At 67.7% G+C, this 16,089-nt stretch carries 1 protein-coding gene (cut by both window edges); it reads right to left on the bottom strand.

The whole window is internal to a hypothetical protein gene (locus OG395_RS56680) on the bottom strand: the coding sequence, 78,984 nt in all, runs 39,421 nt past the left edge and 23,474 nt past the right edge, and what appears here is coding positions 23,475-39,563 (codon 7,825, partial, through codon 13,188, partial); the first complete codon in reading order (the gene reads right to left) occupies positions 16,086-16,088. Both codon boundaries (start and stop) fall beyond the window edges.

Raw genomic sequence — 16,089 nt, 5'->3', positions numbered from 1 at the left:
CGCCTCAGATAGGTGCCGACCTGCTCCGGGGCGACGCGCTTCGTGCCAAAGCGCGACATCACCTTGATGCTGCTCTCGCTGCCGTGTGAAACCCACAGGAATGCGTCCTCGCCGTGCCACGGAATGGGGTGCGGGCCCGACACCGGTGTCAGATCCTCGCCGTAATAGACCTCGTAGGCGCTCTCCTCGAAGAACCGGGGAAATTGCCACCTGGCGTTTACCCAGTCCCGGCCCTCCAGGCTGGTCAAGCCGATCTGCCGACCGCCTTCGTCGAGGATGGGCCGGGTGATGATCTCGCGCTTCCACGCTTTGCGCGACAGTGCCGGATTGCGCTCCTTGAGCCTGATATGCACGTACCGGCGGCCGGTCGTGCCATCCACTCGGATCTTCCGTTCCTTGACGCGGAACTCACTCTTCTCCGGGTAGAGCGCCTGCCGCTCCCCGGGATCACGGGCGAAGATGGAGACGTCCCGCGCGGTCGACTGCAAAACCTCCCACAGCACCGGATAGCCAGGCATCTTCGTCGGGGCGAGCGCGGCATCGAGCGCCGAACTGGCGTTCAAGGTAACCGGGTGGAGCGGTTTCCGAGCGATGGTGTGCCCAGGCTGACCCACCGCCGTGGCACCCTCCATCGGACCGTTCTCCAGACTGGCCCACCAGGTGCGGGCAAGCACCGGGGGCAGCTGCTCGACCGCCTCCATCGCCATGTCGCGGTGCTCGGGCAGCTCCCAGGCGAGTCCATCGACCAGTCCGGCCGCCCGGTTGGCGAGTCGGGCACGCACGTCGCTCAGCCGGGCTTCGCGGTCGGGCGCGGAATCGGACACGGCCCTGGCCCGGTCAGCCAGTGCCCGGAAAGTGGCGTCCCGCAGGAAGAGCAGCGGCAGGGAAAAACGCAGGTCGCCGAAGTCGAATGCCTGGTCGACGAGAGAACGGGCAAGCCGACGCCGCGTCCGCAAGCCCTCCTGGTCACCGGTGAGGGACGTGTTGAACAGATGGGCATCGGAACCACTGGCCAGGTAGAGGGCGGGCACGAGCTCGAGCTTGACGTTGTGCATCAGCTCCGGCTCTCGGTGGCGCAGCAGCCAAGCACGCCATGCCTGCCTGCGCTGGGCACCTGTCACCTCGGTCGGTGCGTCTGAAGGCCGCTCGTCGAACTGCGGGTAGTTTTCGACGGCCCCATACAGGCTGTACAGGCTCTTGATCGTCCTAAACGCTGAGCCGTCATGTGTGAGCTGTGGGGTGAGCCACATAGTTCGCTCGGCGTAGAGCCGTCGGTGCGGCAGCCACAGGTCCTGCCAAAGGTCCCCGTGCTTCTCAGCCCCACTCAGATTGGTACGGGACGCCCGGTCGAGCGGGGTAAAGAACGCGGCGGCCCAGCCGTAGAGACGCGAGGCGTCGATGACCTCCAAATCGGGCTCCGTCGCATCGCGCACACCTACCCGGTGGGAAGCCTGGAGGATCTCCACGAGCGAGTAGGTATCGGCGGGCAGCAGCCACCCGAGCAGCGCCTCGCGGAACAGCATCGGGTCGTCGTCAGGAGCGACGCTCTGGTGGATCTGCAGCAGCCACTCGGCCAGCGGCGAGGACCCGTGGATGATCCGGAAGCCACGATTGCGCGTCATGGCTTGGTGCCAGTCGCCGTTTCTCGGTACAAGCGTCGGCTCCAGCGGCAGACCCTTGGTGTTCAAGCGCGGGTCGGCAGCCCACAGCCGGCTGAGCGTGTTTGGCGTGGTCGGGTTGGCGTAGGCGGCATAGTGGAACGCGCTCATCAGCTGCCCCAGGCTCGCTCCGCCCTTGTCATCGACCAGCCGGACCAGGGATTCACTCGGGTCGGGGATGTTCCCAAAGAACGCGCTCGGGGCGCTCAGGCCCACCAGGCTGCTGAGGTACTGGTACAGATGCCTGACCGCGTTCCTGGCCGCCTCGATGGCGTTCGGGTCTGCGGCCAGCACGTGGCCCAGGGCGTGCTCGTGTCGGCGGCTGGCCTCCTCCCAACGCGGGTCGCCGTACATGCTCGTCAGCCTCGGCGGGTGACGCTCAAGCGACTCGGCTGCAGTCCTCGGCGCGGTGCGCTGGGGTGCGTTCCAGTCCTCAGGGGCCGGGTAGAGCGGGGCTTCCATGCTGTCGCGGGAATGGGCGGCAGCGCTCTCCTGGACCACGTCGGGCTGGCTGGGGAGGACGGCCGTCTCTGATGTGCCTACAGCCGCGTCGAGTTGCGCTGGCTGTGGGCGAGCGGGAGCGGCCGGCTCCTGACCGGGGAGCCCGATCTGTTCCCACACGTGCTCGTCTGGGAACTTTCCATCGATGGCGACGTTCGTACGCAGCTCGTCCTCAGAGAGCGGAGCCACTCGCCAGTAGCGTCCCCAATTGTCGTAGTAGTTGAGTTCCGGAGATTCCGGCGTGCCGTTCTGGGCTAGTGCGTCGAAGACCAACTGGGCGCCGCGCATGACCTCGTGGAAGGTGTGGTGCCGCATGGTCAGCATCGAGCCGAGCAGCGCCAGGCGGACGAGACCGAGGTCCATGTCGACCCCCCACCGCTCCCGCATGGCGGCTGCCTGGAGCAGAGGCCGGTATGTCGAGGCCGACGTGCCGGCGGCTGCCAGTGCGCCGGAAGACTGGGCGGCCTTGTGGAAGGCTCCACCCATCGGCAATTCGAATCGCCGCGATCCCGACTTCCATGCGACGGCGTCCCCCTGGACCAGCCGCCGCTCTGCCTCGCTCAACGGCGGCCGGACACGGTCCACCGGGATGCTCACCAGCAGTTTCGCCTTGGCCTCGGCCAGCCGCGCCCTCTTCTCATCGTCCGGCAGGTCCGACGCCTCAATCTGCGCGTTCACCGTCCGGAGCCAACGGGTCATCTCATGTGTACGACGCTGGCTGCGCTCGATCGCGATCGCTCGCGGGTCCCTATGGCTGAGCCCGAGGAGCTCGTGGATGAGCTCCCATCCATTGAACAAGATCGCTATGCGCTCTCGCAGATTGCCCGAGTAGACGGCCTGCTCCAACGCATCCAAATCCCGGCCGACAGCACCGGGGATACCAGCATCGTCAGTGCCGTACTCGTCCCGCCACTCCACCGGCGTACGCTCCCAGGCGGCCTGGACCATCCGACCCAGGTGCTCGTTGGCCGCCGCGTGTTCCATCAAATGCCAGCCGAGGGAATCCTCAAAGCGAGCCGCTTCCTTCTCGAACAGGATGCGAGCCTTGATCCGCTCTGGAACATCCTCGGAAGCATCCCCGAACCCGCCGCCGGCCGCGTCGAGTTGCGCCGGCTGAGGGTGGCCCGGGCTGTTCCAGCCCCGGTCCGGCATCTCGGCGGCGGAGACGCCGGTCGGGCCGGAGGCCGCCGTCCCGGTCCCGGTTCCGGCTTCGGACTGCTGGCCCGGGTCACCGGTACCCGCACCGGGGGCGGTGACCGGACTGCCGCCCGGAACACTGGAGACCGCGCCTTCGAGGGGATTGGCGCCGACTGCCACGGAGTGCGGCACCGGGCGGACCGAGTCCAATGTCGCGGTCCCCGCCTCAGCATGGGCGACGCGCAGGTACACGTACGACCGTCCGGATTCGCCGGTGTGCCGTTCCCGGGCGACGATCCGCAGCTCGGTGTCGTGCGGGAACATTCCGGTGCGAGGCCCGACCTGGCCCGCTGCCAGGGCGGCGGTGATGTCCCGAGCCGAGGAGGAGTCCAGCCGGACGAGCACCACCTGACCTGTGTGCGGTGCGTCCAGCCCGAAGAGATCCTCCAAAGCCTTCCGCTGGTCGGTCGTCACCTCGTGGAAGCGGGGCACGGTGATGGCGTCCAGCGCCGCCGCCAGCCTCCCGTCCACTCGCATGCCCCACCACACCGGGCCGTCCAGCGGCGGCATCGCCCGCACGGCTTCGGCCGCCGCATCCAGATGGCCGGTGATTTCCTTACTCAGGTCGGCCGCGAGTTCGCGGGCGCGAGCGGCCACGTCCGCGCGGATTTCCGCGAGCCACTGGTCGTGGCGGGGATTGTGCGCTGGAACCCCGTTGGCCTCGTCCAGGAGCCCGCGGAGTCCCGGATCGCGCAGGAAGAGCTGCGGGTAGCCGGAGTTCCGCCTGTCGAACGAGACGACGGCCAACCTCTCAGCTTGGTCGCGCAGTTGCGCAAGTCCTTGCGTGCCGGCGGTGAACCGGTCGCTGAGCAGTGGGCGGTCCAGACCGGTGAGCAGGCGCAGGGCGGCGATGTGGGTTTCGTCCGGGCCGTGTGTCTCCAGGGGCTCGGGCGCTGGGATCGTTTCCCGCACAGCGGCACCGGCGAATTCGGTACCGCTCGCCGCCGGGAGTCCCGCCAGAGCCTCACCGCGCGGACCGGGGACCTGGGTGCCGGAGGAAGTGAAGCGCTGTGGCGTGACGCGTGCGGGGGGCGCCGCCGGACCGTCGGTGGAGCCGTGCGGCTGGGTGGGGGAGCCGTCCGGGTGGTGAACCCGCCAGGTCGCGCTGGTGGCGTCCGAGCCGCTTTCGGATGCCGTCGTGTGCGTGATGACGGGGCGTCCCAGCTCCTGGGCCAGCAGGACCTCCGCCCGGACGCCCTCCTGCCCGGCGTCGCTTTCGGTGCCCGGCAGGTTCAGGACCACCGGTCCTGTCCCGGGCAGCCCCGCGTTTCTCAGCGCCTGCGCCAGGAGCTTGATCTCGACGGGGGTGCCCCTCCGCAACCTCTCCGGCACGTCCGCCAGGAACGCATTGGCGTTCCCAACGCTGCGAACCGCCCGCTCGAGCCCTGCCCGGTCCGGAAGGCCCCACGTTCCCTGGAACTCAGCAGTCGGCCGAAGGGAGACGGCGCCCTCGAGGAACGTCTCGTAGAAATGCGGCCTGCGAACGACGTCGATGACCGCCGTCCGACGTCTGTCCCCCGGTGTGGCACCGTGTTGCGGTGCGGCCCCTCTGTAACCGAGCGAGGCGGATACGATTTTGATGCTTTCCAGAAGCGGAATGGTCGGACGCAGGCTGCCCGGTTCCAATCCGACGTTCAGGTCGTTCAGCCGTCGCAGCAGCTCTTCTTTGAGGATCTTCTCGACGCTGCGAGCCCGCTGTTCACCGGCGTTCATGCCGGTCAGCTCTGAATTTCCGAATCCGGTGATATAGACCTCGGGCACGGGCGAACCACTTCGGTAGTTGCGCACCGCCTCCTCGGCTATTTCCCCGGCGACCTCCCGAATTTGAGCCTCGGCTTCGGAGGTGAGGACCTTCTTCCCCTCGTCGAAACCGATGACAGACGGCCACGGACGACTCGATACGGGCTCGGACGCGGAAGCCGTGGGGCTCTGCCACGTGACCGAATCCCGCACGACGAGCGCGGGTGTCAGGTGGCTGAACGCTGACAGGAACACCGACTCACCGTCGCGCGACGAGCCCGTGGCGCTCCACTCACCTCGCACAGCTGCCGAACTCGCTTCCGTGCCGGCCGGCTTGGGAAGGTTCCACCAACCGCGCAGGTCGCTGAAGTAAGCCTTGACCGCGTCGACTGCCTCGACGGAATCCGACACCGGGAACATTGTCAGGATGCGGACGCCTTCCACGACCGCTTGGAATTCCTGCGGCAGACCGCTCACGGGGAAGAGGATCTCCTCCCGCACGATGCCGGAGACCTGAGCAGCCAGAGCGTCGAAGGCCTCGACGCCCTTCGCATCAATGATGTCCTTGGTCAGCTGGAAGGAGTCACGCACTCGGTCCGTGACCTCGCCGATTTCCCGATGGAACGTCATCGCCGCAGCTTCCAGTCCGCTCGCGGCGGCGACTGCCTGACGCGGCCAGGAAACGGTCCACGCAGCGTCTGCTCCGACTCCCGGCAAGTAGTCGACCCTGAACCCCCACTTGCTTGTCTGCAGGTTCTTCACCTGCCGCAGGGGCCCGCCGAGCCCCAACACCGAACCATCCCAGAGGTCGGCCAACTCATCGGCGAACGAATCCACCCATTTTTCGGAATCCCCGTCGCTGCCGCCCTTGGTCAGCCTTTTGACTCCGGAGCCGTCCACCGCGAGGAACAGCGGAGCCTTCCTCGGCACCCGGCCTTTCTGCCTCAGCCAGGCGGCCAGCTCCTCCGGGCCGAGCAGGGTCCGTGTCTCCACCTCGCCCGTCTTGTCGTAGAGCTCCACCTTGCTTCCGACACGACGCCCGAGGACAACATAAGGCTTACCGCCGAGCGCGGAAAACACTCTCTCGGTATCGGCTTTCGAAAGCGCCAGGGCGTACTCGTGCCGCAGCCGTAGATCTTCACCGGCCTTCCGCAGTGAAACGGCACCGGCGAAGGGGGAACGATCTCCGATCGTCACCGCCTCACGGCCGTGGAGATCCGAATTCACCACAGGCGGGGAGAACTGTTTGAGGACATCGGAAACGCCGCTCCGCGGCGCCCACACACCGAAATCTCCGCGCGAGTCGCTTATGACCTGATAGGGGCTGGCCCACACGTTCACCTGATCCGCGGGAAGCTTCGCGGCAGCTTCTTCGGCAAACGAGACATCGGTCAGGTCTTCATTGCCGACCTCGCAAGACCAGAACAGGACGTTCAGCTTCTCTCCCCTGCCCTCGGCCATCTTCAGCGCCTTGGCGTAGGCACCGGTCTTCATAACCGTATCGACCAAGTGGGCGGGGGCGAGTGAGACATCATTTCTGGCCTCTGACGAGTCGTCACTCCGAGAAGAATTGCCCTTCAGGCCGAATCGTACGTTGTCCGGACCCCCATGCCCGCTGATGACGAGAATGGGCTTACCAGCCAAGCCTTCAGGCAGCGGGTACGTCTTGTCGCCGTAGACGATGAACTGGCCGTCGGCAGGCCGATCATAGTGATAGAGAACACCATTCTCGCTGAGGTCGAAGGTCTTGAAGTGCCTTTTGAACTTCTTTTGTTCGTGGGAAGGTTTGCCGATCAGTGCCAGCGCGTTGTCGCTGCCGGTCTTCACCTCGACCAACTCGAATACGTCCGGCCCAGCCGAGCCGAACACCTCGCCATCGGCTTGGACGGTGAGCAGGCGCAGCGCGGCGATGTGGGTTTCGTCCGGGCCGTGTGTCTCCAGGGGCTCGGGCGCTGGGACCGTTTCCCGCACAGCGGCACCGGCGAATTCGGTACCGCTCGCCGCCGGGAGTCCCGCCAGACCCTCACCGCGCGAACCGGGGACCTGGGTGCCGGAGAGGGTGAGGCGCAGGGCTTGGAACACTTGGTCGTTGCGCCGGCCCTGGGCCCGCTCCGCCTCGATCCGGGCGAGGGCGGTGGGTGCGTCGCCGCTGATGGTGCCGATCCGTACCTCGTCGCCGCGGGAGTGCACGTCCTGGGTGGTGACCGGACGGTCCCACACCGGTGCCGCCCGGAACGGGACCTCCTCAGCGGTGACATGGGCGTAGGTCAGCCCGGACCGGGCGTCGTGCACGATCCTGCTGTCCGTGATCCGCAGCGGGACGCGCTCCGGGTACAGCACGGGTCGGGTGCGCGGGTCGCGGGAGAACGGCGCGAGGGAGCGCCCGCTCGATCCGCGCACCTCCCACAGCACCAGGTGGTCGTCGCCCAGCGCGGCTCCGCGCGCCAGTGCGGTGTCGAGCGCCACTGACCGGTCGGCCGTGGCCGTGTGCAGGCTCGGCAGAACGGCGGGACGCTCCGACAGCGTGTATCCGCCGACACGGGCCTCCAGCGCCCCGGGCTCGTGGGTCGCCCACCACACGGAATCCACCAGCGGTGGCAGCTCCCTCAGCGTGGCGACGGCTCGCTCGCGGTGGTCGCGCAGTTCCTCGCGCATACCCGAGACGAGCTCGGAAGCCATGTCCGCGAGCGTCCGCCGGACTTCCTGGAGGCGTTGGCCTCGGCCGGGCAGGCCCGCGATCTGCGCGGCTTCCTCAGCCAGGTCGGCGAAGGCCGGGTCGCGCAGGAACAGCAGGGGCAGGTGGTCGATGATGCCACCGCTGTCGAACGCGCGCTCGACGGTGATCCGGGCCTGGCGTCGCAGGTGTGCAATGCCCTCCTCTTCGCTCCCGGCGGCCCGCTCCTCCAGAAGGCGCGCGTCGGGTCCACTCGCCAAGTACAGGGCGTTCAGCCTGGCGAGGTCCAGGTTCGCCAGCATGGCCTCCAAGTCCGTTGCTGCCCCGACACCTCTCCTTCCTCCGGTGTGGGACCCCTGGTGCGGGCTGGAAGATGCGGGCGGGACGTTGATCTCTTCGGACTGCGAAGAGAGTTCGCTGTGGTCCGGCTGTGGCGTGACGGGTGCGGGGGTCGCCGCCAGGTCGTCGGTGGAGGCGTGCGGATTGCTGTCCGAGGCGGGCGGTTGGGCCGGTGCGGGGAAGGGGCTTGTCCCGTTGGAGTCGGCCGTCGACGCGCTCTGCGGCTGGGTGGGGGAGCCGGCCGGGTGGTGAACCCGCCAGGTCGCGCTGGTGGCGTCCGAGCCGCTTTCGGATGCCGTCGTGTGCGTGATGACGGGGCGTCCCAGCTCCTGGGCCAGCAGGACCTCCGCCCGGACGCCCTCCTGCCCGGCGTCGCTTTCGGTGCCCGGCAGGTTCAGGACCACCGGTCCTGTCCCGGGCAGCCCCGCGTTTCTCAGCGCCTGCGCCAGGAGCTTGATCTCGACGGGGGTGCCCCTCCGCAACCTCTCCGGCACGTCCGCCAGGAACGCATTGGCGTTCCCAACGCTGCGAACCGCCCGCTCGAGCCCTGCCCGGTCCGGAAGGCCCCACGTTCCCTGGAACTCAGCAGTCGGCCGAAGGGAGACGGCGCCCTCGAGGAACGTCTCGTAGAAATGCGGCCTGCGAACGACGTCGATGACCGCCGTCCGACGTCTGTCCCCCGGTGTGGCACCGTGTTGCGGTGCGGCCCCTCTGTAACCGAGCGAGGCGGATACGATTTTGATGCTTTCCAGAAGCGGAATGGTCGGACGCAGGCTGCCCGGTTCCAATCCGACGTTCAGGTCGTCCAGCCGTCGCAGCAGCTCTTCTTTGAGGATCTTCTCGACGCTGCGAGCCCGCTGTTCACCGGCGTTCATGCCAGTCAGCTCTGAATTTCCGAATCCGGTGATATAGACCTCGGGCACGGGCGAACCACTTCGGTAGTTGCGCACCGCCTCCTCGGCTATTTCCCCGGCGACCTCCCGAATTTGAGCCTCGGCTTCGGAGGTGAGGACCTTCTTCCCCTCGTCGAAACCGATGACAGACGGCCACGGACGACTCGGCACGGGCTCGAACGCGGAAGCCGTGGGGCTCTGCCACGTGACCGAATCCCGCACGACGAGCGCGGGTGTCAGGTGGCTGAACGCTGACAGGAACACCGACTCACCGTCGCGCGACGAGCCCGTGGCGCTCCACTCACCTCGCACAGCTGCCGAGCTCGCTTCCGTGCCGGTCGGCTTGGGAAGGTTCCACCAACCGCGCAGGTCGCTGAAGTAGGCCTTGACGGATTCGAAGGCCTCGACGGATTGCGGCACCGGGTGCGTGGCCAGGATGCCGACAGCGTGCACGACCGCTTGGAATTCCTGCGGCAGACCGCTCACGGGGAAGACGATCTCCTCCCGCACGATGCCGGAGACCTGGGCAGCCAGAGCGTCGAAGGCCTCGACGCCCTTCGCATCAATGATGTCCTTGGCCAGCTGGAAGGAGTCACGCACTCGGTCCGTGACCTCGCCGATTTCCCGATGGAACGTCATCGCCGCGGCTTCCAGTCCGCTCGCGGCGGCGACTGCCTTACGGGGCCAGGAAAGAGTCAGCGGGCTGTCCGCTCCGACTCCCGGCAAGTAGTCGACCCTGAACCCCCACTTTCCGGTCTGCAGGTTCTTCACCTGCCGCAGGGGCCCGCCGACGCCCATGACCGGGGCTTCCCAGAGGTCGGCCAACTCATCGGCGAACGAGTCCCCCCACTCCTCGGAGTCGCCGTCACGCCCCGAACCGATCAGTTCCTTGACTCCGGAGCCGTCGACCGCGAGGAACAGCGGAGCGTTCCTCGGCACCCGATCCTCGCTCAGCCAGTCGGCCAGCCCCTTCGGACTCAGCAGGGTCCTGGTCTCTTTTCCGTCCTTCTTCTCGTAGAGCTCCACCTTGTTTCCGACACGACGCCCGAGGACGACATGAGGCTTACCGCCGAGTCGGGCAACCAGTTTGTCGGTATCAGCTTCCGACATCGGCAGGGCGTACTCGTGCCGCAGCCGTAGATCTTCGCCGGCCTTCCGCAGCGAAACGGCACCGGCGAAGGGGGAAAGATCTCCGATCGTCACCGCCTCGCGACCGTGGAGATCCGAATTCACCACCGGCGGGAAGAACTGTTTGAGGACATCGGAAACGCCGCTCCGCGGCGCCCACACACCCATCTTCCCATGCGAGGCGTTTACGACCTTATAGGGGCTGGCCCACACGTTCACCTGATCCGCGGGAAGCTTCGCGGCGGCTCCTTCGGCAAACGAGACATCGGTCAGGTCTTCGTTGCCGACCTCGCAAGACCAGAACAGGACGTTCAGCTTTTCTCCCCTGCCCTCCGCCATCTTCAGCGCCTTGGCGTAGGCATCGGACTTCATGACCGTATCGACCAAGTGGGCAGGGGTGAGTGAGACCCAATTTCTGGCCTCTGACGAGTCGTTATTCTGAGAAGAGCGGCCCTTCAGACCGAATTGTATGTGGTCCGGTTCCCCATGCCCGTTGATGACGAGAATGGGCTTCCCAGCCAAGCCTTCAGGCAGCGGGAACGTGTTATCGCCGTAGACGATGAACCGGCCGCCGGCAGGCCGATCATAGTGATAGAGAACACCGTTCTCACTGAGGTCGAAGCCCTTGAACCGCTTTTCGACCGACTTTTGTTCGTGGGAAGGTTTGCCGATCAGCGCCAGCGCGTTGTCGCTGCCGGTCTTCGCCTCGACCAACTCGAATACGTCCGGCCCAGCCGAGCCGAACACCTCGCCATCGGCATTGACGGTGAGTTCCTCGGAGAGCTGCTGACCAGCGGCGAGCTCCCTGTTCAGCCTGAGGATCGGGAACAGCAACTTCCCCAGCGTCTCTTCCGGATGGCTGGGTACGATGACCTTCTTACCCTTCCGCCACCCGGCAGCCTCGGCGACCATCTCGGTCAACCGCCGATGGAACGGCGAGGATGTGGCGTTCTCCGTGCTGCTCCACACCAGGATCTGAGAAAGGTCCGCATCATACCGACCCAGGCCAGTTCGATCGGTGTGGCGGAACAACTTCTCGCGGATACTCTCCTTCCGATAAGCGGAAAGCCCCGATCCAGAAAGGAGCTGTAGCAGTTCTTTGACGCCGTACAGGACATGGACCCTGAAGTCGTCGATGCTCTGCGAATCGACAGTCTCCGCTTCCCGACTGAGCTCTTCCTGAGTGGGAACCGAATACTTCAGCGCATCTGAGCCGTAAGCCTCGTTGACGGCGACTTGCGTCAGTCCTCGAATGAGCGCGGCAAGGTGTTCCTGCGGAGTACGACCCATTGCGTACTCGATTTCGTAAGCACCGTCACCGAGGGCGATGGTGGAACCGCCGGTCGTTTCAGGGGTCGGCTTGTACTCAGTCACCTTGCCGGCCAGCGGCGTCAACTCGTCCAGGAGCGCTCGGAGCGTGGGATCCTGAGTCTGGCGCCGATAATCCTCAAGGAGCGTGGTCTCGGCCGGACTCTGCCAAAAGCGTTTGATTCCCTCCAGCGCGGCGTCGACCCTGCCCTCGAGCTCATTGACGGCGGACATCCGCCGACTGGCGCCACGCTTGGAATTCCGCCAGTCCTGAATCCGCGCTTTGATCTCTTGCAGAGCGTCCCGCTGCTGTTCCCACTGCCCGGAGACAAACTCGATTCCTGTCCCGTTCAGCCACTCCGCAACGGCCTGGTCGATTCGTTGCAACTCCGTCGAACGCCGTGTCACCTTGTGGGATGAAATCTTCATCCAGTCACGTGCCAGGTTCTTCAGGTTGGAGGTGGCTTGAACAGGGCTGAGCTCTTGGCCTGTTGACGGCTTCCCGTGGAATGCCCAATCCGTACCGGAGAGGTCGAAGACGGGCGGCGAGACGTCTGTCGGCGGAATCGGCACAACCGGGGACTGGTGGTGCGTCAGCCACTCCCCCAGGGCCTCCTGCCACGGCTCCATCCCGTCCAGGGCCGCGTCCGCGGCGCGTCCGCCTTGAGCGGCGAGAGCGGTCAGGGCCGCGATGGCTCGGACGACTTCGGCGTGCCGGTCGGGACCAGCAGTGAGCCAGGTCGTGTGGGCTGCCTGAGCCGTCTCAGGGCGCGACGGCTCCGATGCCAACTGCTCGGCGACCGGCTCCACGTCCGGCGCAGCCGGGGCCGGGCTCGGAACCTGATCCATCTCAGGGCGCCGCGGCTCCGATCCCGACTGCTCGGCGACCGGCTCCACGTCCGCCGAAGCCGGGGCCGGGCTCGGAACCTGATCCATCTCAGGGCGCCGCGGCTCCGATCCCGACTGCTCGGCGACCGGCTCCACGTCCGCCGAAGCCGGGGCCGGGCTCGGAACCTGATCCATCTCAGGGCGCCGCGGCTCCGATCCCGACTGCTCGGCGACCGGCTCCACGTCCGCCGAAGCCTGAGCCGTCTCAGGGCGCGGCGACTCCGATCCCGGCTGCGCGACGACCGGCTCCACGTCCGCCGAAGCCTGAGCCGGGCGCAGAGCCTGAGCCAGATCGGCCGTGGGCACGCCGCTGGACAGCGGGGTGGCCTCGGTAAGCGCGACCTCCACGAAGGACCGACCGTCCCGGCTGGCGATCACCCGGGCGCTCTTCACCTGGAACGCCATGCCCGGCGGATAGCTCAACTGGGGCTGGGTCGGGCGACTGACGAACAGCGTGGTGTCGCGGGCGGTGGAGCCTGCCACGCGGTAGACGCGCATGTGGCGGGGGCCCTCGCCCGACAGGTTGTCGGCGTTGATCGGACGTGCAAACGCCTGCTGCGCCTGCGGATTGGTGGTGAGGAACCGCGTCGCGTCCACGACGATCCGCGTGCCGGGGGCGGGCAGGTTCCCGTCCGGGGCCTCCCCCGGCACCAGCTCGGTCCACCACACCTCACGGCCGGACGGCGGCAGCGCCTCCAGCGCCTGCACCGCGGCCCAGGCGTGGGCGGGGAGCGTCCGCACGATGGAGTCGGCGTGCTCGTCGAGACGTTGCCGCAGCCGCTGGTCCTCAGGGTCGGGCCCGCCGAGTTCCGAGTGCGCCGCTACCTCGTCGAGCAGGCTCCGGAAGTCGGGGTCCTGCGCGAGCAGCTGCGGGAAGGTCCGAGCGTCTCCACCGAAGATGCCCTCCGTGCTCATCGCGGCTCGGGTCCACGCCTGGTGAGTCCACCAGTTGGCCCACTGCGTCAGCCACTGCCCGGTCCGCTGGTCCACACCGGATTCCGCGAGCAGTCCGTTGAAGGCGGACATGCCCGCCGCAGCGGCATCGCCGTGCAGCCGGAGCGCAGCGAAGTGACCAGCCGTCAGCCGGCTCAGCGCCGAGGTGTCCAGCTGGCCGCGCCGGGAGTAGTGCCGGTGCCAGCGCTTGATCCCGTCGAGTCGTTGCTGGAGGTACTCGGGCAGGCCGGAGGTCGGGTAGTCGCCGGGGGCGAGAAGCATGCGCCGCAATTCGTCCGGGGAGACGGTGGCGGCGGGTACGGACACGCGCTGTACCAGCGCGTCATACACCTTCGTGAAGGGAGGAACCAGCATACCGCTGAGGATGTGGCCCTCCGGGACGTGCCTCCTGGGGTCGAAGCTCCGGTCGGCCCATGCGTACAAGGCCTGGGCGTCAGTGTCGAAGGCGGCGGCGAGTTCAGGCGAAGGCGCGTCCGCGTTCACGGCGTGCAGCACCTCGAAGAGTGTGTGCGTCCGCGATTCGAGCGCGTGCGCCAGCACGGCCCTGGCGAAGTCCGTGGTCTCTCCGGGCACTCCCAGCGTCCGGTGGACCTGAAGCAGCCAGTGCGCTTCGGCCGCGGGGCGTTCGCCCAGGAGGAAGCCCCGGAGGGCCATCTCGTTGCGGGTGGCGTAGGTGTGCTGCAAAACGGTCTGCGGTCGGGTGGGCAGGCTCTGGGGGCGCAGTTCGGGCCTTTGTTCCCACAGGTGGCCGAGCGTATGCGGCACGTCGGGATTCGCGTGCGCGGCCCGGATGAACGCGTCCATCAGCTCGTAGAGCGAGGTGCCCGAGAACTCGTCGAGGAGTGTGCTGAGTGTTCCCTCTGCGTCGGTCCCGCCGACCTCGGGGGAGAGGAAAGCACGGGCCGCGTCGATGGGCCCGTAGGCCTCGGCGAGCACCTGGTGCAGCCGGGTCACCGCCCGCCTGGCCTGTCGCGTCACGGCGGGGTCGGCGGCCAGCGCCACGCCGAGGGCACTCTCGTACTCCTGGCTCGACCTGTCCCATTCTGGCTCGGCGATGAGGACCCCGAGGCCCGTGGAGCCGGCGGCGGGGGTGATCACGCGGTCGAGCTCGTGCACCACCGACGTCATGTCGCGCTGGGCCTTGGCGAGGTTCTCCCGGTGCTGGTGCAGCAGGCGTTCGGCCAGCAACGCGCGGTCCCCCTGCGCCGTCTGCCCGAACTCCTCGTAGTGTGCGACGGCCTGATCCCCGGCGGCCTGGTGGTCAACGAGAGCGGTTGCGAACCGGTCGCGCAGTTCGCCCGCCCGGCCCTTGATCTCCTCGTAATCGTTGAGGGGCATGGGACCTTGGCGAGATTCCAGGTCGAGTCGGAACCGCGACCAGTCGTAGTCCAGCTCGGCCGCCAGCTTGTCGGCCTTGAGGGCGCTCTTACTCGCGGCCATGCCGGCCGGGTCCACGGTGCCGTCGGACAGGTAGCGGCCGTCGCCGTCCGGGTTGAGCACGTCGATGGGGACGGGCCGCGGGGAGTCCCGCACGTCGCCGCTGCGGTCGATCGGGATCCCGGAGGCGAACTTCGCCTCCGGGCGGTAGAGGCTCGACACCACCCTGCCCAGCTCGTCGGCGTCCTTGAGGCCCAGGACCCACCGTCGGAAGTCCCCGCCGATCCGCGCCACCTCGCGCAGCACGGACAGGGCGATGCCCTCCCGTACGTCCGCGCCGTGGAAGACCTCGTCTTCGAAGGACACGGTGAAGGTGCGGCCCTGCTCGGGCGCGTCCGGATAGGTGTTGATCCACCGGACGCGTCCGCCGTCTCCGTCGTCGCCCTCCGCAAGCGTGGAGGTGCGGACGGGTCGTTCGCGGCCGGGCATCCGCAGCGCGCGCATGCTGGCCCGGTTGAGCGGGTCCAGCTGGTCGTGCAGAGACACCCAGCCGCCGAGCCGTCCCAGCTCGTCGATGTCGAAGACCAGGGTGGTCGGCCCGTAGCGCGTCGCCATCGGCTGATCACCGGACTCGACGCGGAAGAAGACGAAGTCCTGGTTGCCGAGAAGGTCGGTGTCCCACTCGCTCCAGCCGGAGGCGAAGTGCCCGTGGTCTTCCCGGTCGAGGGCGGCCAGCGAGGAGAGCACCCCGCTGTTGGCGATCGCGTGGTATGCGGGTGTCGCGTGCTTGAGCCGCAGCGGCAGTGCCGCCAGTCGCTCGTACAGCTCCCGCCACCGCGCACGGTTGAGCAGAACCGCCAATTCGCTCCGCAGCCGGGCCAGGTTCGCCTGTGACAGGTCGCGGATGAAGGCCGACCGCTCCTCGTCGGTGAGGTCGTCGACGTCCGGCCGCGCCCGGTGCCACTGGGATCCCGTGGGCAGCAGCGCGTACGCCTTGCGGACACGGAGGTCCCGGGCGTGGCCGACCAACGCGCTCAGCGTCCGCGCCGACGCCGGGCGCGGGCCGCCGTCGGGCGCGTCCCATACGCGGCCCGAGGCTACCTCCGCCGCAAGTCCGCGAGCTGCGGCCACTACAGGCGTGTACGCGTTGCGGAGTCGGTGGAGGCCGCCGATACCGGCGGCGTTTCGGACGAAGCCAGCCAGCGCACCGGCCACCAGATCCGCAGACTCACGGACCCCAGCGGCCAGTTCGAGCGCCGTCTGCCGAGTCAGCGCGGACCGCTCCGGGTCCGCGAGCAGCTGCTCCAGGCTGTTCAGGGCACCTTCCAGCTCCCGGTACCGGGCCTGGACCTCGTCACCAGTCCAGATCATCCGAGCGGGGTCGGTGACCCCGGCCGCGCGCACCGCGCTGTCGAGCCGGAAGGCGTACGCG

The sequence above is a fragment of the Streptomyces sp. NBC_01320 genome, assembly GCF_035974375.1.
GTDB classification, from domain to species: Bacteria; Actinomycetota; Actinomycetes; order Streptomycetales; family Streptomycetaceae; genus Streptomyces; species Streptomyces yanii.
Note: the sequence above shows the minus strand (reverse complement) of the source record. Positions and strands in the feature narration are given on the sequence as shown.